Source organism: Pseudomonas rhizophila, assembly GCF_003033885.1.
In the GTDB taxonomy this organism is placed as follows: Bacteria; Pseudomonadota; Gammaproteobacteria; order Pseudomonadales; family Pseudomonadaceae; genus Aquipseudomonas; species Aquipseudomonas rhizophila.
This window is the reverse complement of record NZ_CP024081.1, coordinates 1,367,576-1,385,740: the sequence shown is the minus strand read 5'-3', so window position 1 is coordinate 1,385,740 and position 18,165 is coordinate 1,367,576. Positions and strand designations below refer to the sequence as shown.

The 18,165-nt window shown below is 61.4% G+C and carries 19 protein-coding genes and 1 riboswitch; of the genes, 6 read left to right on the top strand and 13 right to left on the bottom strand.

The features are described from left to right. Positions 1–102 precede the first annotated feature (102 nt). Genes CRX69_RS06445 through cobO form a run of 6 tightly spaced genes read right to left on the bottom strand, consistent with a single transcriptional unit; the run spans position 103 to position 6,090 of the window. Complete coding sequence (locus CRX69_RS06445) at positions 103–1,554, bottom strand: cobyric acid synthase (RefSeq protein ID WP_107321740.1); 1,452 nt, start codon at positions 1,552–1,554, stop codon at positions 103–105. Beyond that, positions 1,551–2,543 carry a threonine-phosphate decarboxylase CobD gene (cobD, locus tag CRX69_RS06440; protein ID WP_047228715.1) on the bottom strand — a complete coding sequence of 331 codons (993 nt, stop codon included), beginning with the start codon at positions 2,541–2,543 and terminating at the stop codon, positions 1,551–1,553. Before cobD ends, CRX69_RS06445 begins: the two co-directional genes overlap by 4 nt. Then, complete coding sequence (gene cbiB, locus CRX69_RS06435; protein WP_076383759.1) at positions 2,536–3,444, bottom strand: adenosylcobinamide-phosphate synthase CbiB; 909 nt, start codon at positions 3,442–3,444, stop codon at positions 2,536–2,538. Before cbiB ends, cobD begins: the two co-directional genes overlap by 8 nt. Next, positions 3,441–4,091, bottom strand: coding sequence for a 5,6-dimethylbenzimidazole synthase (bluB, locus tag CRX69_RS06430; RefSeq protein ID WP_047228717.1), 651 nt, complete (start codon positions 4,089–4,091; stop codon positions 3,441–3,443). The genes cbiB and bluB overlap by 4 nt, the downstream gene beginning before the upstream one ends. Beyond that, positions 4,088–5,482: a cobyrinic acid a,c-diamide synthase CobB gene (locus CRX69_RS06425; protein ID WP_047228718.1), complete on the bottom strand. Its 1,395-nt coding sequence runs from the start codon at positions 5,480–5,482 to the stop codon at positions 4,088–4,090. Before CRX69_RS06425 ends, bluB begins: the two co-directional genes overlap by 4 nt. Next, positions 5,479–6,090: a cob(I)yrinic acid a,c-diamide adenosyltransferase gene (gene cobO / locus CRX69_RS06420; RefSeq protein WP_047228719.1), complete on the bottom strand. Its 612-nt coding sequence runs from the start codon at positions 6,088–6,090 to the stop codon at positions 5,479–5,481. Before cobO ends, CRX69_RS06425 begins: the two co-directional genes overlap by 4 nt. Positions 6,091–6,168: 78 nt before the next feature. Next, positions 6,169–6,405: riboswitch (cobalamin riboswitch) on the bottom strand. A 159-nt stretch (positions 6,406–6,564) separates the two neighbouring features. Between cobO and CRX69_RS06415 the strand changes: the two genes are divergently transcribed. Both CRX69_RS06415 and CRX69_RS06410 read left to right on the top strand, forming a co-directional pair. Next, positions 6,565–7,149: a hypothetical protein gene (locus CRX69_RS06415; protein WP_047228720.1), complete on the top strand. Its 585-nt coding sequence runs from the start codon at positions 6,565–6,567 to the stop codon at positions 7,147–7,149. A gap of 67 nt (positions 7,150–7,216) precedes the next feature. Beyond that, positions 7,217–8,527, top strand: a complete 1,311-nt coding sequence (locus CRX69_RS06410) for a PQQ-dependent sugar dehydrogenase (protein WP_047228721.1) — start codon at positions 7,217–7,219, stop codon at positions 8,525–8,527. A 100-nt stretch (positions 8,528–8,627) separates the two neighbouring features. On the opposite strand, the gene CRX69_RS06405 is transcribed toward CRX69_RS06410, so the two are convergent. From CRX69_RS06405 to CRX69_RS06385, 5 genes are all read right to left on the bottom strand, one after another. Next, positions 8,628–9,161, bottom strand: a complete 534-nt coding sequence (locus CRX69_RS06405) for a C40 family peptidase (RefSeq protein ID WP_047228722.1) — start codon at positions 9,159–9,161, stop codon at positions 8,628–8,630. Positions 9,162–9,326: 165 nt separating this feature from the next. Further along, positions 9,327–9,953, bottom strand: coding sequence for a C40 family peptidase (locus CRX69_RS06400; RefSeq protein ID WP_047228723.1), 627 nt, complete (start codon positions 9,951–9,953; stop codon positions 9,327–9,329). 211 nt (positions 9,954–10,164) lie between these two features. Continuing rightward, the gene (gene hda / locus CRX69_RS06395) at positions 10,165–10,869 is read right to left on the bottom strand and encodes a DnaA regulatory inactivator Hda (RefSeq protein WP_003178999.1); all 705 of its coding nucleotides are present in this window, start codon (positions 10,867–10,869) and stop codon (positions 10,165–10,167) included. A 181-nt stretch (positions 10,870–11,050) separates the two neighbouring features. Further along, positions 11,051–12,124: an AI-2E family transporter gene (locus tag CRX69_RS06390; RefSeq protein WP_107321739.1), complete on the bottom strand. Its 1,074-nt coding sequence runs from the start codon at positions 12,122–12,124 to the stop codon at positions 11,051–11,053. A gap of 31 nt (positions 12,125–12,155) precedes the next feature. Next, positions 12,156–13,214 (bottom strand): DUF2066 domain-containing protein, encoded by a 1,059-nt coding sequence (locus tag CRX69_RS06385; protein WP_107321738.1) that lies wholly within the window; start codon positions 13,212–13,214, stop codon positions 12,156–12,158. Positions 13,215–13,579: 365 nt separating this feature from the next. Here CRX69_RS06385 and purM point away from each other — a divergent pair, with 365 nt between their 5' ends. The 4 genes from purM to CRX69_RS06360 all read left to right on the top strand — a co-directional run bounded on the left by purM (position 13,580) and on the right by CRX69_RS06360 (position 16,632). Beyond that, positions 13,580–14,638, top strand: a complete 1,059-nt coding sequence (purM, locus tag CRX69_RS06380; protein WP_092457205.1) for a phosphoribosylformylglycinamidine cyclo-ligase — start codon at positions 13,580–13,582, stop codon at positions 14,636–14,638. Next, positions 14,638–15,300 carry a phosphoribosylglycinamide formyltransferase gene (purN, locus tag CRX69_RS06375; protein WP_047228727.1) on the top strand — a complete coding sequence of 221 codons (663 nt, stop codon included), beginning with the start codon at positions 14,638–14,640 and terminating at the stop codon, positions 15,298–15,300. Before purM ends, purN begins: the two co-directional genes overlap by 1 nt. 8 nt (positions 15,301–15,308) lie before the next feature. Next, entirely contained in the window at positions 15,309–16,022 is a 714-nt protein-coding gene (locus CRX69_RS06370) for a DUF3108 domain-containing protein (protein WP_047228728.1), read from the top strand. A gap of 415 nt (positions 16,023–16,437) precedes the next feature. Then, the gene (locus CRX69_RS06360) at positions 16,438–16,632 is read left to right on the top strand and encodes a hypothetical protein (protein WP_047228729.1); all 195 of its coding nucleotides are present in this window, start codon (positions 16,438–16,440) and stop codon (positions 16,630–16,632) included. Positions 16,633–16,755: 123 nt separating this feature from the next. Here CRX69_RS06360 and CRX69_RS06355 read toward each other — a convergent pair whose 3' ends face one another. Together CRX69_RS06355 and mazG are read right to left on the bottom strand one after the other, a co-directional pair. Continuing rightward, positions 16,756–17,295: a DUF2058 domain-containing protein gene (locus CRX69_RS06355; RefSeq protein WP_030142404.1), complete on the bottom strand. Its 540-nt coding sequence runs from the start codon at positions 17,293–17,295 to the stop codon at positions 16,756–16,758. Positions 17,296–17,321: 26 nt separating this feature from the next. Next, positions 17,322–18,155 (bottom strand): nucleoside triphosphate pyrophosphohydrolase, encoded by an 834-nt coding sequence (gene mazG / locus CRX69_RS06350; RefSeq protein WP_047228730.1) that lies wholly within the window; start codon positions 18,153–18,155, stop codon positions 17,322–17,324. Positions 18,156–18,165: the final 10 nt, after the last annotated feature.

Sequence of the window (18,165 nt, the reverse complement as noted above, 5' to 3'; positions counted from 1 at the left end):
GCCGGCTTCATCGCGAGCAGGCTCGCTCCCACAGTGGTTGTGCGATGCATACAAGTCCCTTGTGGAAGCGAGCCTGCTCGCGATGAGGCCAGTGCAGCCACCCTAGATCCCACACAGCTCACGCAACAGCCCGGTATCCAAATGCCGCTCCACCAGATCCGCCAACCGCTCGATGTCCCGCTCGCGCAACCCGTGGTAGTCCACCGCCTGCACATTCTGCAACCCGGCCCAACGCAACAAGGCGCTGCTGGCCGCCGGAGACTCTAACAGCCCATGCAGGTAGGTGCCGAAAATCTGCCCATCCAGACTCTGGGCGCCATCACAGCGACCGTTATCCAACTGCACCGCCGGGTTTTCCAATGCCGGGCCTGAGGTTACACCGGCATGGATTTCATACCCGCTGACCTCGGCCTCTTCCAGGGCCAGTCGACCGCGCACATTGCGCAACTGCTTCTCGTGTTCCAGGGTCGTTTCGAAAGCCAGCAAGCCCAGCCCGGTGCTGGAGCCCGCGGCCCCTTCCAGCCCCAGCGGATCGTGGACCTGCTGGCCGAGCATCTGCAGACCACCGCAGATGCCTAGCAACTTGCCTCCATAACGCAGGTGACGATGGATGGCCGTCTCCCAACCGTTGGCGCGCAGGTAGGCCAAGTCACTGCGCACGCTCTTTGAACCCGGCAGGATGATCAAGTCAGCCGCGGGAATGGGCTGGCCTGGGCCGATGAATTGCAGATCGACCTGCGGATGCAGGCGCAGCGGATCGAAATCGGTGTGGTTGCTGATGCGCGGCAATACCGGCACCACTACCTTGAGCACCTGCTCGGCCTTGTCGGCCTGCCGTTGATCGAGACCGTCCTCGGCTTCCAGATGCAGGTCCATCACGTACGGCAACACGCCAATCACCGGTTTGCCGGTGCGCGCCTCAAGCCAGTCCAGGCCCGGTTGCAGCAGGGCGATGTCGCCGCGAAAACGGTTGATGATGAAGCCCTTGACCCGCGCCTGTTCGCTGGGCGAAAGCAGCTCCAGGGTACCCACAAGGTGGGCGAAGACGCCGCCGCGATTGATATCGGCAATCAGCAGCACCGGACAGTCCACCGCCTCGGCAAAGCCCATGTTGGCAATGTCACCGGCGCGCAGATTGATCTCCGCCGGGGAACCCGCGCCCTCCACCATCACCACCGGATACGCCGCGCTCAAACGTTCGTGGGAGGCCAGCACCGCTTGCATCGCGATGGCTTTGTAATCGTGATAGGCCACGGCATTCATGGTGGTGACGGCGCGGCCATGGATAATGACCTGGGCGCCGGTGTCGCTGTTGGGCTTGAGCAGCACCGGGTTCATGTCGGTATGCGGTTGGAGACCGGCCGCCTGGGCCTGCACGGCCTGGGCACGGCCGATTTCACCGCCATCGGCCGTTACCGCGCTGTTGAGTGCCATGTTCTGTGGTTTGAACGGCACCACGCTCACCCCCTGACGCCTGACCCAGCGGCACAACGCCGTGACGAGAGTGCTTTTGCCGGCATCGGACGTGGTGCCCTGCACCATTACAGTGGTCATTGGATGTCCTTGGCGTAGGCCTCGAAAGCTTGTTCCAGGCGCAGGAATTCACCGTCATCGGCCGGCAACCCGAAGCGCAGGCTGCTGGTATGGGTAAACAACCGCAGAAGAATGCCGCGCTGGGCCATGAAATCGTAAAGTGCCTGGGCGTGCTCAGTGACCAGCCATTGGAACAACCCGCAGCCGCCCTGAGGCTTGAAGCCGTGGCGTTCGAGCGTCAGCGCCAGGCGCTGACTGGTGTCTTCGCAGCGTTGGCGCTGGCGGGCCTGGGCGTCGGTGTCCAGCAGGCACGCCTGGCCCACCACCCGGGTCGGCCCGCTGACGGCCCAAGGCCCGACTTGTTCGGCGAGCAACTTGAGCAAGTGGCGCTCGGCCAATACAAATCCCAGGCGAGCCCCGGCCAGGCCAAAAAACTTGCCGAACGAACGCAGCACGATCAATCCGACCTGATGGGCATGGGCGGCCAGGCTCAGTTGTGGCGTGACATCCATGAACGCCTCATCCACCACCAGCCAGCCACCGCGCTGGGCCAATCGGGCATGCCAGTCCAGCAAGCGCTCGGGGCTCAACAGCAAGCCCGTGGGGTTGTTGGGGTTGACCACCACCAGCACGTCAAGGCTGTCGAGGAAGAAGTCCACCTCCGGCTCCAGCACTTCACGCACGATGTAACCACTGCGGCGCCAGGCTTCGGCGTGTTCGGCGTAACAGGGTGAGAGGACGCCGACCTTGCCGGCCCGACGCAGGCGCGGCAAGAGTTGGATGGCCATCTGCGAACCCGCCACCGGCAGCACATGCATGGCGCCGTAATAATCGCAGGCGGCCTGTTCCAACCCGTCATCGGTCTCAGGCAGGCGTGCCCAGGCCCGCGGTGCAATCGCCGGCACGTCGAACGGCCAGGGCGCCAGGCCGCTGGACAGATCCAGCCAGTGCGCCTCGGCAATCGCGTATTGCCGGGCCGCGTTGCGCAGGCGCCCACCGTGCTCAAGCATAAAACTCAGCTCCCAGGCAGAGAATCAGCAACCACAACCATACGCCACGCTGAACCAGTTGCCAGCCGCGATCAATGGCGTCGGCGTTCGCCGGCGCGCCTTCGCCCAAGGGCGGACGTTGATGCAATTGGCCGTGATACACCGCCGCGCCACCCAGTTCGACCCCCAGCGCACCCGCGCCGGCGGCCATCACGGGCCCGGCATTGGGACTGTCCCAGGTCGGGCCCTGGGTGCGCCAGCACTTGAGCGCCAGGCGGGTTTTTCCAAGCACGGCGTAAGTCAGCGCCACCAGGCGCGCCGGAATGTAGTTGAGCCCATCATCGATCTTGGCCGCCGCCCAGCCAAAGCGCTCAAAGCGCTCGTTGCGATAGCCCCACATGGCGTCGAGGGTATTGCTCAGGCGGTACAACACCACACCTGGCGCGCCCGCGACGGCGAACCAGAACAGCGCGGCGAACACCGCGTCGCTGCCGTTCTCCAGCACCGACTCAGTGGCGGCACGGGCAACGGCAGTCTCATCCAGTTCAGCGGTTTCGCGACTGACCAGATAGCCGACCCGCCGGCGCGCTTCATCCAGATCCCCGCCGCGCAGAGCCCGGGCCACTGGCTCGACATGCTCCCCGAGACTGCGCAGGCCAAGGGCGAGGTACAGCGCCAGGATTTCCACCAGCCAGCCCACCAACGGCGCCCAGGACAGCGCCGTCGCGAGCAGGGTCAACGGCACCACGGCGATGATCCACGCCGTCACGCCATGGCTGCGCCAGCCACGCCCGCCGGAGTTGAAACGTTGTTCGATACGATCGGCAAAGCGACCGAACGCCACCAGCGGATGCCAGCGTCGGGGTTCGCCCAACAGCGCATCCAGCGCCACCGCGGCAGCACTGAGCAACGCCACACTCATGGGCTTACTCCCCAATGGTTTTCGTAGAGCAATTCATCCAGCGCACGCGGCTGCGCCCAGCCTTCCAGAGCGAGCATCGGTGCCGGGTAAAACCCCTCGACCGGCCCCAGGCACAATATTGCCAGCGGTTTGGCGCCGGCGGGCAGGCCCAACAGCTCGGCCAGGGCCTGGGGCTCGAACAGAGAAACCCAGCCCATCCCCAGCCCTTCGGCGCGAGAAGCCAGCCACAGATTCTGAATCGCGCAAGACAGCGAGGCCAGGTCCATTTCCGGCAGGGTTCGTCGACCGAAGACATAGCGCTCGCGATCATCCATCAACGCCGCCACCAGCACTTCGGCGCAGTCGTTGAGGCCTTCGACCTTGAGCTTCATGAATTCATCGCTGCGCTCGCCCAGGGCCTCGGCGGTGCGGATGCGTTCCTGTTCCACCAGTTGACGGAGTTGCCCACGCAAGGCGCGGTCGCTGATGCGAATGAACCGCCACGGCTGCATCAGACCCACACTGGGGGCTTGATGCGCGGCTTCCAGCAGGCGGCGCAGCAACGCTGGCTCAACGGTGCCGCCGGTGAAGTGGCGCATGTCGCGGCGTTCGGCGATGGCCCGGTAGACGGCATCGCGTTCGGCCTGGGAGAAGGAGTTGTCTGTCATGACCGCTTCGCGAGCAGGCTCGCTCCCACAGGGGTCAGGTGATCAGAGGTGGGGGCGAGCCTGTTGGCGATAGCGGCCTCAGGATCAGGCGCAAACAGCGCGGCAATCGCCCTTGGATTCGACGGAAAATAGAAGTGCACATAGGAAGCCGTCATCCGACCCTGCCGGAAAACCGCCTCCGCGCCACGCCCGCCATTGGGGCTATGGCCTCGGGCAATCGGCTCCAGCCCGGTGCTGGTGAGGGAATGATGATAGGTATGCCCGCGCAAAGTGCCCTCCGGCAACTCCACCGATTGCAGCGCCAGGGCCGCCAGACGCTTTTGCATCTGCGCGTCACCGGCCAGCAACCCAAGCAGCTCGGCGCGGGTGCCGTCCACATCCGTCAACGAGTCCAACAGATAAAGCATGCCGCCGCATTCAGCCAGCAAGGGTTTGCCTGCTTGATGGTGCGCGCGGATCGCCGCCAGCATCGGCGCGTTTTGCGCCAGCGCAACATGGTGCAATTCCGGATAGCCACCGGGCAGATACAGGCTGTCCGCCGCCGGCAGTTCGCTGTCATGAATAGGTGAAAAGAAGCTCAGTTGCGCGCCCATGGCTCGCAACAAATCAAGGCTGGCGCCATAGGTGAAGGCGAACGCTTCGTCCCGGGCCACGGCGATGTGCACACCTTCCAGCCACGGCTGCGCGGCAATCACCGCTGGCGCGACGAACTCCACAGCCGGCGGCAACGCCACTTCACAACTGCCAGCCAAGGCATCGGCGGCGGCGTCGAGGCGCAGGTCCAGATCATTCAATTCACTGGCCTGGACCAACCCAAGGTGGCGACTTGGCAGCTCGATACCGGTTTCCCGTGACAGGGCGCCGTACCAGCGCAGGCCTTCGGTCAGGCTGCCTTCGAGCAACTGCGCATGACGCAAGGTGCCGACCCGATTGGCCAGTACCCCGGCGAAAGGCAAGTCCGGCTGATACCGCGCCAGGCCCAGGGCCAGGGCACCGAAGGTCTGGGCCATGGCCGTGCCATCGATCACCGCCAGCACCGGCACGCCGAAGTGCCGGGCCAGATCGGCACTCGATGGCGTGCCATCGAACAGCCCCATCACCCCTTCGATCAGAATCAAGTCGGCTTCGGCAGCAGCTTCCCACAACAATCGACGACTCTCCTGCTCGCCGACCATCCACATGTCCAGTTGGTAGACCGGCGCGCCGCTGGCCCGCTCCAGGATCATCGGGTCGAGGAAATCAGGTCCGCACTTGAAGACCCGCACCCTACGGCCCTGCTTGCGGTGCAAGCGGGCCAGGGCGGCGGTGACCGTGGTTTTGCCCTGCCCGGAAGCAGGAGCGGCGATCAGCACCGCCGGGCAGTGACGACTCGCCAAGGGAACATCGCTCACAGTTCGACGCCCTTCTGCGCCTTGATACCCGCCTGGAACGCGTGCTTGATCATGCCCATTTCGGTGACGGTGTCGGCCAGTTCAATCAATTCCGGCTTGGCGCCGCGACCGGTCACCACCACATGCTGCATCGGCGGACGGGCCTGCAAGTCGCTCAGCACCTGGTCCAGGTCAAGGTAACCGTGCTTGAGGGCAATGTTGAGTTCATCGAGCACCACCAGGCCTATGGACGGGTCGCTCAGCAATTGACGCGAAACTGCCCAGGCCGCTTCAGCCGCGGCGATGTCGCGCTGGCGATCCTGGGTTTCCCAAGTGAAGCCTTCGCCCATGACATGAAAGCGCACCTGCTCCGGGAAGCGACGGAAAAACAGCTCTTCACCGGTGCTGTTACGCCCCTTGATGAATTGCACCACGCCGCATTGCATGCCATGGCCCATGGACCGGGCCAGCATGCCGAACGCAGAACTGCTCTTACCCTTGCCGTTGCCGGTCAGCACCAGCAGCAGGCCACATTCGTTGGGCGAGTTGGCGATGCGCTCGTCGATCACGGCTTTCTTGCGCAGCATGCGCGCCAGGTGGCGTTCGTCGCGATCGGGGGTGTGGGTCATGGGAGCTCTCCGTTGGGATTGGATAACGGCGGGCGGGCACAAAAAAGACGGCAACAAGCCTGGCATCGCCCACCGTGATGCCGTTGGATGAATCAGGCCGGTCTCCGGGCTCATGAGCGGCGTGATGCCGGGCTGCGCGCCTTCCCATGTCTACGGACACAGTGGCTGGTGGCCTGTGTAGTGCCAGGCGCAGCGTTGACTCATTTACCGTTGCGGGGGCAGCGCCGGGTTCGTATGCACTCACCGGCTTCCCTGTTTCACTCTGTCGACCCAACGATCGCCCGGTCACAGAGCACCTGAAACAAGCCGCGAAGGTTAGAGGGTTGGGGGTGGAGCGTCAATTAAAGCCGGCACAGGTTCAACAGCGGACATTGGCCCTGATCAATAAAATGACGCCAATCTTGTGCCATGCTGCGGCAAGTGATATCAAATAGGCATCACGACCCGATATCACAATAACAAGAGGGCAAAAGCATGCAAGGCATGATCATCAGCAATCCAAAACTGGAATTCCTGCGCCCGGTGCTGGAACGCTGGTTTGACTGTATCGACCGTTACAACGCCGTGCGCGGCGATAACGACACACCTTACTGGTTCGATGAAAAAGCCAATCTTGGCTTGCTCTCGGCCGCAGCCTGGATGGCCGAGATGGTCACGCTGCAGAACACCCCCACTCGCAAACAGAATGAAGAAGGCGAACGCAACGTCAGCGCCGATCTGTTCATCGCCGGCACCGAGGAGCGCGCGTTCATCCAGGCCACTCAACGCTGGCCGAAGGTCAAGAACCTCAATCTCACCCAGCCGCTGCTCGACATCACCAGCGATGCCAAACGTATCAGCTATTCCAGTGACCTGCGATTGGGCTGCCTGTTCGTCGCACCGCAAAAGGCCCAGCAGAGCGCCACGCCGGAAGAACTGCAGGACATGATCGATGAACTGCAGAAGGAAAATACCTGCGCCGTGGCCTGGTACTTCCCTTATGCCTATCGCAAGTTGCGCAATGAGGCCGGGCAGTATCATCCGGGCATCGCCGTGCTGTTCAAGCAGGCCCACGGCTGACCGGTTGAACCATCGCGGGTCTAAGCTTCTCTATGAATAACCACCATGCACTCATAGGGAAGCCCGCATGCTCAAGCCACCACACCTTCTGATCGTCGCATTGGCCGCAGGGCTTGTTGCTTGCGGCGAGTCCTCCACACTGCAGGTTTCCGACGGCACTGGCCCCTCGCCAAAACTGCCGGAACCGAACAAGACCCTGATCCCCACCGTCAACATTGCCGAGGCTATCGGCTGGCCGGATGGCGCCAAACCTACCCCGGCCCAGGGCCTGCAAGTGGGCGCATTCGCCGAAGGGCTGGATCATCCACGCTGGCTCTACGTGCTACCCAACGGTGACGTGCTGGTGGCAGAAACCAACGCGCCGCCCAAACCGGACGACTCCAAAGGCATTCGTGGCTGGGTCATGGAGAAAGTCATGGGCCGCGCCGGCGCGGGGGTGCCCAGCCCCAATCGCATTACCCTGTTGCGTGATGCCAATCATGACGGCATCGCCGAAACCCGTACGGTCTTTCTGGAAAACCTCAATTCACCGTTCGGCATGACACTGGTGGGCAATGATCTGTACGTGGCCGACACCGACCGACTGATTCGCTTCCCTTATAAAGAGGGCGATACGCAAATCAAGGCGCAGCCGACCAAGGTCGTCGACCTGCCGGGTGGCACGCTCAATCACCACTGGACCAAAAACGTGATCGCCAGCCAGGACGGCAGCAAGCTGTACGTCACTACCGGTTCGAACAGCAATGTCGGGGAAAACGGCATGGAGGCCGAGGAAGGCCGCGCGGCCATCTGGGAAGTGGACCGTGCCAGCGGCAATCACCGCATCTTCGCCTCGGGCCTGCGCAACCCCAACGGCCTGGCCTGGGAGCCGCGCAGTGGCGCGCTATGGACCGCGGTGAATGAGCGCGATGAGATCGGCAGCGACCTGGTCCCGGACTACATCACCTCAGTCAAGGACGGCGCCTTCTATGGTTGGCCCTATAGCTATTACGGGCAGCACGTCGATAAGCGGGTCGAGCCACAAAAACCGGAACTGGTGGCCAAGGCCATCGCCCCGGATTACGCCGTCGGCCCACACACCGCGTCACTGGGGCTGACGTTCGCCGAAGGCAGCACCTTGCCAGCGCCGTTTACCGAAGGGGCTTTCATCGGGCAGCACGGCTCATGGAACCGTAAACCCCACAGCGGCTATAAAGTGATTTTCGTACCCTTCAACGCCGGCAAGCCGGTGGGGCAACCGGTGGATGTGCTGACCGGTTTCCTGAATGCAGATGAAAAAGCCCAAGGCCGACCAGTGGGTGTGGTGATCGACAAACAGGGCGGGCTGTTGGTGGCAGATGATGTGGGGAACAAGATTTGGCGGGTTTGGGCTAAATAACCGCTGAAGAAGCTGACCTGAACACTGGAACCTGTGGCGAGGGATTGTTCTCTCGCCACAAGAGCTCTGCTGAGCCGGCGCAAAAAGCGAACTTGAATCGTCAGGGATTACGCGCCAGATGCGCCGGTTGCAGCACACGCTTGGCACTCAGATAGGCTTTCTGCCAATAAGCCTTGGACAGGCTATCGAGCTTGACCGTACCCCCGGTCGCTGGCGCGTGGACGAAACGCCCCTCCCCGACATAGATCCCGGCATGGCTGACCTGAGAGCCACCGTTGGTGGCGAAGAAAATCAAATCACCGGTCTGCAACGCCTCCTTACCGACACTCGGGGCGCGCATACCAATCATCTCGCGGGTGGAACGCGGCAGGGAGATACCGGCCGCATCGCGATACACATAGCCGATCAGGCCACTGCAATCAAAGCCTGAATCCGGCGTATTACCGCCCCAACGATAGGGTGTCCCCACCAACCCCAGCGCCCGGAACAGCACGTCTTCGGCAACCGGGGAAAAGCTTTGCGCGGGTGCGAATACCACCGGAGCCCGCACGGGCGCAGGTGGCGGAGTACGGCTGGCGCAAGCGCTGAGCAGCGCGGCAAGGAGCATGAGAGCGAGGCGGGCCGACGTCGACATATGCAGAACAATCCTGATCTGGATGCGGCTTTTCTGCCGTGGGCATGAAAACAAAGCCGCCTGCGGAGTACGCAGGCGGATTGCCATCAATCAATGATCATGGATTCTAGCGGCTATGAGGCAAACTTCAAGTAAGACTTTAAGTTTGCCTTACAAACTGTGAGCTTACTTGCGAGCAGTGACCACGGTCGGTGCCATCGCGAGTGCGCGCTTGGCTTCGATGAAGGTCTTGCTCCAGTAGCTGTCGCCCAGGCTGTCGATTCGCACGCCACCGCTGCGACGGCTGCTGGAATGGATGAACTGGTTGTCACCCAGGTAGATACCGGCGTGACTGACGCGACCACGACGACCGTTGGTAGCGAAGAACAGCAGGTCGCCCGGCTCAAGCTCGTTACGAGCAACCAGCGGGGCCTTCACGTTGATCATTTCGCGAGTGGAGCGCGGCAGGCTCATGCCAGCCTCTTCGCGAAACAGATACCCGATGAAACCGCTGCAATCGAAGCCGGCCTCGGAGGAACCGCCAAAACGATAGCGGGTACCGATCAAGGACATGCCCCGCTCCAGGATGCTGTCAGCCAGCACCGGAAGCTGATAAGGCTTGCTGCCGGCGAAGTCTGCCAGCTCTTTGTCGGTGGCCATTTCTTCCTCAAGTGCAACAGAGGAAGACTGGGCAGTAACGGAATTTTGAACCTGTGGTTGTTGCGCTTGCTGGGACACTGGAGAGTGGGCAGCACAACCGAACAACAGGGTAACGAGTGCGAGAGGCACCAGGGGTGCGAAGCGACTTAGCATGGGCACGACCGTGGCTGAAGTTGTAAAGATGGCGAGACTATGCCCACTATCAAGCTCATTTGCAAATTCAATCGATGCAAATGTGACTTCTCGGTTTTAGGTTTACATCTAAGCGCCCCAACCGTTTTCAACCCTCTGCAGCCTGCAGCCCAGAAGGGACGCGGGCTGTGCCGTGGTAGAAACAGGCTATAAGCCACTATTGCTGCGACTTCTACCAGCCAAGGGTTTCTTTCAAAAAAGGGATGGTCAGCTTGCGCTGGGCCTGAAGCGACGCCTGGTCGAGACGTTCGAGCAGTTCGAACAACGCGCTCATGCTGCGGGTGCCGCGGGTAAGGATGAAGTGCCCGACCTCATCGGTCAGGTGCAGGCCACGCCGGGAAGCGCGCAACTGCAATGCACGGAGCTTGTCTTCATCGGAGAGCGGGCGCATCTGGAAAATCAGCGCCAGGGTGAGACGGGACTTGAGATCGGCCAGCTTCACCGGCAGCTCCCGCGGCGACGTCGATGCAGCAATCAGCAAACGCCGGCCGCTGTCGCGTAACCGGTTGAACAGGTGAAACAGCGCTTCTTCCCAATCAGCCTTGCCGGCCACCGCCTGAAGATCATCCAGGCAGACCAGTTCGTACTGTTCAAGATTGTCGAGGATCTCTACGCCGCGATCCAGCAACTCGGCCAATGGCAGATACACCGCCGGCTCACCCAATTGCTCGAACCGCAGGCAAGCGGCCTGCAACAGATGCGTGCGCCCCACCCCGTCCTTGCCCCACAGATAAATCAGGCTCTCGGTCCAGCCGGCGTCGGCTTCGCAAAGCCGCTCGACATAGCCGAGTGCAGCGGCATTGGCGCCTGGGTAGTAGTTGATAAAGGTGGCGTCATCACGCAGACGCACACCTAGGGGCAGCTGAATCGGTTTCATGCTGACTGAACAGTTCCAAAAGAACCGTTAGTGGCCTCTGTGTAAAGTGCGCAAAGTTTATACCCGTGACGCGGACCGCACAATGCGCCGGACCACGAGCAAAATCAAAGGTTTGCAGCGACAGAACGATGGAGCGACGGTTTCCCTGACGCTGGGACAACCGCCGCGCCCGCCATTGGCGCTATAGCTCGGGGTCTTCGACGCCACTGTAGATGTCTGAATCCTTGTACAGATCGTGCATATGACGCACCAGCACCATGATCACCGCCGCCACCGGCAGCGCCAGCAGGACCCCGGTAAAACCGAACAACTCACCCCCTGCCAGGATCGCAAAGATCACCGCCACTGGATGCAGGCCGATGCGATCACCCACCAGCAACGGTGTCAGCACCATGCCTTCCAGCGCTTGCCCGACCATGAACACCGCCACGATGCCGACCATCGGGTACAGATCACCGCCAAACTGGAACAAGCCGGCAATCAACGCCGCGCCGATACCGATGACGAAGCCCATGTAGGGCACGATGGCCGCAAGCCCGGCGATCAAGCCGATCAATAGCCCCAGCTCCAGGCCCACCAGCATCAATCCCGCCGCATAGATGAAGCCAAGCGCCACCATCACCAACAATTGCCCTCGCACAAACGCCCCCAACACTTCATGGCATTCGCCGGCCAGGGTCATGATGCGTTCTTCACGATGGCGTGGCAGCAGGCTGCGAATCTTGGCCATCATCAAGTCCCAGTCGCGCAGCAGATAAAAAGCCACCACCGGAATCAACACCAGGTTCGCCAGCCAACCGATCAACGCCAGCCCCGAGGCTGTGGCCTGGCTCAACACCACACCGACGATGTCAGAGGTCTGGCCCATATGCTCGCTGATGGCCGCCTTGACCTTGTCGAACTTCCAGAAGCCTTCAGCCAACCCCAGCCTCGACTGCACCCACGGCACGGCAGTGTGCTGTAACCAGTCGAGCATCTGCGGCGCCAGCTCGTACAGGCGCATCAGTTGCTTGGCCAGCATCGGTATCAGCACCAGCATCAGAGCAATGACAATCAAGATGATCAGCCCAAACACCGACACCACGCCCCAGGTCCTGGACAGGCCGAGTTTTTCCAGGCGATCTACCAGTGGGTCGAACAGATAGGCCAGGAGCAACGCAACCAGGAACGGCGTGAGGATCGGATGCAGCAAATAGATGAACACAAACAGCAGGGCGACCCCACCCAACCAGAACCAACGCCGCGTATCGCCCATGAACCACTCCTAGCTATATAAGAAAGAAAAACTACCAGCGAAACCGCAGGTTGGCGGTCGGCGCTGGCGCTGGCGCGGCGGCCGGAATGGAGCCATCAGCGGCTGGCTGGGGTACTGGCACTGGCGCGACGGCTTCGCCGGCAGGAATTTCCTGCAGTTTCGCCAGGGCCAATTGCGCTTTCAACTGTTCGGCGCTGCCGTTGACTCGATAAATGATCCGGTCCCCTTCAACCCGCTGCAACTGCCCACCGAACGGCTCGAGCAAACGCCCAAGCGCCGCATAACGCTCCAGGTTCATGCCCTGCACTTCCAGCAGCTGCTCGGTGGCCACGCCCGGCTTGGTAACGAAACGCGGCGCCAGGCGTTGACTCACCGCCAGCATCACCGCATCAGCCAGGGCGGCAGGGTCGGCGCCCTGGGCATTGCCCTGCTCGCGCTGGTCACCCTGCCACAAGCGCCAGGTCGCCTGCCATTGGCCGCCCTCTTCCTTGGCATGGACCGCCAGCAAGGCGTCTGCACCATAACGCTGCGATGCCTCGCGCAGCGGGGCCGGATCACTGCCTTCCAGGTTTGGTGCGGTAGCAACGATCTGCTCGCTCAAATCCGCCAGGGGCAGGTGCAGCGGCAGGCCGCGGTGCTGGGCGGCGCGGCGCAGTGGCTCGGCACTGCCCTGGCCATCGCCTACCAGGTTGGAACCTTCAGCCGAGTCGTTCAGCCACCAGCCCAGGATCGCAGGCCGATTCGCGCCCCACAGCGACAAGCCCGCCGAGCGCAAGGCCCGGTCAGTGCTCGCTGGATCGAAATCCACCTTGAGGCTTTCCGGCGGCCCGGCGTCGTAACCATATTGAAGAATGATCTGCTGGGGATCCTTGCGGATCGCCGCCAGACCGGGATTCTGCGCGGCCTTGGCATCGCCGGTCAGGCGCAGCACCAGCGTGTCGAGGGCGCGCAAAGTCGCCTGGTCACGTTCTTGCGGGGCCTGGCTGCTGACCGGCTCGAGCACCTGATAGAGGCTATTGAGGTTTTCGGCATGGCTCGCCACGCTGATCAACGACAGGCAGCCCACAGACAAGAGTTTGAAAAAACGCATGGAAGATTCCCGGACATAACGGCTGGAACAGGCCGTGTGAAGAAAATTGAGCATGGCTGTGACCACAGCACCTGGCAAAACATTCACACACCCGCTGGAAGTTTCGCACTGTCATAACCATAGCCGGTTACCGCTACACCTTATACAGACGCATCGCGCAGCACCAATAGGAGAAATATCGGTTTTTTTCCAAGGATATGTCCCTGCCCGTCGGCGCGAGGATGGCCGCTGCCCCTCAAGCCTGATAAAATCGCGCGCCTTCGCAGACCGGCAATGGCTGGGCACCCGGAATAATTCGTACAACGGTTATTCAATGGCCCCGGCGGTCGGTCGTTACCCAGAAATCCCCCCTAAAGGCCTGGATCATGAGCAAGCAACCCTCCCTGAGCTACAAGGACGCCGGTGTAGACATCGACGCCGGTGAAGCATTGGTCGAACGCATCAAGAGCGTCGCCAAGCGCACTGCGCGCCCGGAAGTCATGGGCGGCCTGGGCGGTTTCGGCGCCCTCTGCGAGATCCCGGCCGGCTACAAGCAACCGGTGCTGGTTTCGGGCACTGACGGCGTCGGCACCAAGCTGCGTCTGGCCCTGAACCTGAACAAGCATGACAGCATCGGCATCGACCTGGTGGCCATGTGCGTGAACGACCTGGTGGTGTGCGGCGCCGAGCCGCTGTTCTTCCTCGACTACTACGCCACCGGCAAACTGAACGTCGACACCGCCGCCCAGGTGGTAACCGGCATTGGCGCCGGCTGCGAGCTGTCCGGCTGCTCCCTGGTCGGCGGCGAAACCGCTGAAATGCCAGGCATGTACGAAGGCGAAGACTACGACCTGGCCGGCTTCTGCGTCGGTGTCGTGGAAAAATCCGAAATCATCGACGGTTCGAAAGTCGCCACTGGCGATGCCCTGCTCGCCCTGCCATCGTCCGGCCCGCACTCCAACGGTTATTCGCTGATCCGCAAGATCATCGAAGTCTCGGGTGCCGACATCGAAAACACCCAGCTCGACGGCAAGCCACTGGCCGACCTGCTGATGGCCCCGACCCGCATCTACGTCAAGCCGCTGCTCAAGCTGATCAAGGACACCGGCGCCGTCAAGGCCATGGCCCACATCACCGGCGGCGGCCTGCTGGACAACATCCCGCGCGTACTGCCAAAAGGCGCCCAGGCGGTGGTTGACGTGGCGAGCTGGACCCGTCCGGCCGTGTTCGACTGGCTGCAAGAGAAAGGCAACGTCGATGAAACCGAAATGCACCGCGTGCTGAACTGCGGCGTAGGCATGGTGATCTGCGTGGCCCAGGAGCACGTTGAAACGGCCTTGAATGTACTGCGTGAAGCCGGCGAGCAACCTTGGGTCATCGGCCAGATCAGTACCGCCGCCGAAGGCGCTGCCCAGGTCGAGCTGAAAAACCTTAAGGCTCACTGATGCAAGAACAGAAGTCTGCAACCTGTGATGTCGTGGTGCTGTTGTCCGGCACCGGCAGCAACTTGCAGGCCCTGATCGACAGCACGCGGACCGGCGATAGCCCGGTCCGCATCCGCGCGGTGATTTCCAACCGCGCCGATGCCTACGGCCTGCAACGCGCCAGGGATGCGGGTATCGACACCCGCGTCCTGGATCACAAAGCGTTCGATGGCCGCGAAGCCTTCGATGCCGCGCTGATCGAACAGATCGACACGTTCAATCCGCAACTGGTGGTCCTGGCCGGCTTCATGCGCATCCTCAGCGCCGGCTTCGTGCGTCACTACCAGGGCCGCCTGTTCAATATCCATCCATCGCTGCTGCCCAAATACAAAGGGTTACACACTCACCAGCGCGCGCTGGAGGCCGGAGACACGGAGCATGGCTGCTCGGTGCACTTCGTCACCGAGGAACTCGATGGCGGACCACTGGTCGTACAGGCAGTAATACCGGTAGAGTTGCACGACACGCCGCAAAGCCTGGCCCAACGGGTTCACGCCCGGGAACACCAGATCTACCCGATGGCCGTGCGTTGGTTTGCCGAAGGCCGGCTGACCCTCGACGATCGCGGTGCCTCACTGGACGGCCAGTTGCTCGCCGCCAGCGGCCATTTGATTCGATACTAGGAGATTTTATGCGTCGCGCCCTGCTCTTCGCTTGCGCTCTGCTTGCCCTGCCCCTGGCACAGGCCGCAGACCTTCAACCGTTCTCCGCCAGCTACACCGCCGACTGGAAACAGCTGCCCATGAGCGGCACCGCCGAGCGCAGCCTGACCAAAGAGGCCAACGGCACCTGGAAGCTGAGCTTCAAGGCTTCGATGATGATCGCCAGCCTGACGGAAGAAAGCACCCTGACCCTGGACAAGGACACACTGCTGCCACAGTCCTACCACTTTGAACGTGGCGGCTTGGGCAAGGCCAAGAAAGCCGACCTGGATTTCGACTGGAACACGAAGATGGTCACCGGCACCGATCGCGGCGATCCGGTCAAACTGCCACTCAACCGTGGCATGGTCGATAAATCCACTTATCAGTTGGCCCTGCAGCACGACGTGGCGGCCGGCAAGAAAAGCATGAGTTATCAGGTTGTCGATGATGGCGAGATCGACACCTACGACTTCCGCGTACTGGGCCCGGAGAAGGTCGATACCAAAGCCGGCCAGATCGACGCGATCAAGGTCGAGCGCGTGCGCGACCCGACAAAAAGCAAACGCATCACGGTGCTCTGGTTCGCCAAGGATTGGGATTACCTGCTGGTACGCCTGCAACAGGTCGAGACCGACGGCAAGGAGTACAACATCATGCTCCAGGACGGTACGGTCAACGGCAAGGCTGTCAAAGGCAGCTGATCCACACCGATATCAAGAGAAGCCCCGCCCAGTGCGGGGCTTTTTATGCGCGGATTTCCTGAACACTAAAACTGCACCCGCGCAAAGTCAGCCTGTGGAAGATGAATCGGTGGGAGCGAGCCTGCTCGCGATAGCGCTAGGTCAGCCGGCATCGGTATTGACTGATACACCGTTATCGCGAGCAGGCTCGCTCCCACAAGGTGACTGCCCGACATTTCACCCCCCCGAAACATGAAAACTTCTTCATGAAAAACACCCTGCGACCGAATGCCGCGCATTGCCTGACCTGCGGGATCGCTGAGTTTTTCATGAAATTTTCTTAACAGGCCCAGGCATTTACTTAGCCGGCTACCCAAATCTATAACAAAGTCCTGCACACGCCTTGCTGCAGATAACAGAGATTGGAGCTTGCAAGATGACTGTGAAAGTAACTGAACGCGATGACGCTCACATGTCCCACGAAGGTATTGCCGCCGGTATCCGCATCTGGGATGTACACCAACAGGACCTGCTGGTGGGGATGTTCCACTCCGAGACGGATGCCCATAACTACAAAGCCGAGCTGGAATGCCAGGAAAGGCAGCGCTCGGCTGAAATGACAGAATCCTGAACGATAAGAATCTCTGTGGGAGCGAGCCTGCTCGCGATAGCGGTGGATCAGCGACATCAATGTTGGCTGACAGACCGCCATCGCGAGCAGGCTCGCTCCCACAGTTTAGTGTTCAGTTCATCCTTACCACATCAAATCATCAGGGATCTGATACGCCGCATACGGATCATCAGCATCCACTTCTTCGGTCTGGGTATTGAGCTGCACGATGCGCTTGGGATCGCGCTCTTGGATCTTCAGGGCCGCTTCGCGCGGGATCACTTCGTAGCCGCCGGCATGATGGACGATCGCCAGCGAGCCGCTGCTCAACTTGTTGCGCATCAGCGTGTTGACCGAGATGCGCTTGACCTTCTTGTCGTCGACAAAGTTGTAATAATCCTCAGTGGTCAGCTTCGGCAAACGCGAGACTTCGATCAATTGCTTGATCTGCGCGGCCCGGGCTTTCTGCTCGGCTTTTTCCTGCTGCTGACGGTTGAGTTCCTGATCGCGCTTGACCTTCTCGGCCATGGCCTCTTGGGCGGCGCGCTGCTGGGAGTCATCCAGTTCGATCTGGCCCTTATGGGCCAGGCGCTGCTGTTTCTGTTTCTCTTTGCCGACCTGCTTGGCCTGCTTTTGGTTGACCAGCCCTGCTTTGAGCAACTGGTCGCGAAGGGAAAGGCTCATGGTGCTTACTCACTTAGGCAACAGCCTCAGCCACAGCTGGGCAAATTCTTTTCCTGACGTTTGGCTTCGCCCCATAAGGCGTCCAACTCTTCGAGGGTGCAATCTTCCATGGGACGGTGGGTGTCGCGCAATGCCTGTTCGATAAATCGGAAACGTCGCTCGAATTTCCCATTGGCGTCACGCAGGGCCGTTTCCGGGTCGATTTTCAGGTGCCGGGCCAGGTTCACTACGCTGAACAGCAGGTCGCCGATCTCATCGCTGATGGCCACCGAATCGTTGTCAGCCATCGCTTCGAGGACTTCGTCCAGCTCCTCCCGGACCTTGTCGAGCACCGGCAACGGGCCTGGCCAGTCGAAACCGACCTGAGCCGCACGTTTTTGCAACTTCGCCGAGCGGGACAACGCCGGCAAGGCAACGGGTACATCGTCAAGCAACGACAGCTGCTCCGGTGCCGAGGCCTTCTCGGCCCGCTCCTCGGCCTTGATTTCTTCCCAGCGCTGCTTGACCTGTTCTTCGCTCAGGCGCGGGATGTCCACGGGCGCGTAGAGGTCACCGGTAGGAAATACATGGGGATGGCGGCGGATCAGCTTGCGGGTGATGCTATCGACCACGCCGGCGAATTCGAAGCGGTTTTCCTCCCGCGCTAACTGGCTGTAATACACCACCTGAAACAACAGGTCGCCCAGCTCACCCTGCAAGTGATCGAAGTCACCACGCTCAATGGCATCGGCCACTTCGTAGGCTTCTTCCAGGGTATGGGGGACGATGGTCGCGTAGGTCTGCTTGATGTCCCACGGGCACCCGTACTGCGGGTCGCGCAGACGGTTCATCAGATGGAGCAGGTCTTCAAGGCTGTACATCAATCCAACT

Coding starts and splice junctions, on each gene's coding strand:
- CRX69_RS06385 (WP_107321738.1), bottom strand. CDS start 13,214: ATGCGTTTTTTCAAACTCTTGTCTGTGGGCTGCCTGTCGTTGATCAGC.
- hda (WP_003178999.1), bottom strand. CDS start 10,869: ATGAAACCGATTCAGCTGCCCCTAGGTGTGCGTCTGCGTGATGACGCC.
- cbiB (WP_076383759.1), bottom strand. CDS start 3,444: ATGAGTGTGGCGTTGCTCAGTGCTGCCGCGGTGGCGCTGGATGCGCTG.
- CRX69_RS06390 (WP_107321739.1), bottom strand. CDS start 12,124: ATGGGCGATACGCGGCGTTGGTTCTGGTTGGGTGGGGTCGCCCTGCTG.
- cobD (WP_047228715.1), bottom strand. CDS start 2,543: ATGCTTGAGCACGGTGGGCGCCTGCGCAACGCGGCCCGGCAATACGCG.
- purN (WP_047228727.1), top strand. CDS start 14,638: ATGCAAGAACAGAAGTCTGCAACCTGTGATGTCGTGGTGCTGTTGTCC.
- CRX69_RS06405 (WP_047228722.1), bottom strand. CDS start 9,161: ATGTCGACGTCGGCCCGCCTCGCTCTCATGCTCCTTGCCGCGCTGCTC.
- CRX69_RS06415 (WP_047228720.1), top strand. CDS start 6,565: ATGCAAGGCATGATCATCAGCAATCCAAAACTGGAATTCCTGCGCCCG.
- CRX69_RS06355 (WP_030142404.1), bottom strand. CDS start 17,295: ATGAGCCTTTCCCTTCGCGACCAGTTGCTCAAAGCAGGGCTGGTCAAC.
- bluB (WP_047228717.1), bottom strand. CDS start 4,091: ATGACAGACAACTCCTTCTCCCAGGCCGAACGCGATGCCGTCTACCGG.
- CRX69_RS06400 (WP_047228723.1), bottom strand. CDS start 9,953: ATGCTAAGTCGCTTCGCACCCCTGGTGCCTCTCGCACTCGTTACCCTG.
- CRX69_RS06445 (WP_107321740.1), bottom strand. CDS start 1,554: ATGACCACTGTAATGGTGCAGGGCACCACGTCCGATGCCGGCAAAAGC.
- cobO (WP_047228719.1), bottom strand. CDS start 6,090: ATGACCCACACCCCCGATCGCGACGAACGCCACCTGGCGCGCATGCTG.
- purM (WP_092457205.1), top strand. CDS start 13,580: ATGAGCAAGCAACCCTCCCTGAGCTACAAGGACGCCGGTGTAGACATC.
- CRX69_RS06410 (WP_047228721.1), top strand. CDS start 7,217: ATGCTCAAGCCACCACACCTTCTGATCGTCGCATTGGCCGCAGGGCTT.
- mazG (WP_047228730.1), bottom strand. CDS start 18,155: ATGTACAGCCTTGAAGACCTGCTCCATCTGATGAACCGTCTGCGCGAC.
- CRX69_RS06360 (WP_047228729.1), top strand. CDS start 16,438: ATGACTGTGAAAGTAACTGAACGCGATGACGCTCACATGTCCCACGAA.
- CRX69_RS06370 (WP_047228728.1), top strand. CDS start 15,309: ATGCGTCGCGCCCTGCTCTTCGCTTGCGCTCTGCTTGCCCTGCCCCTG.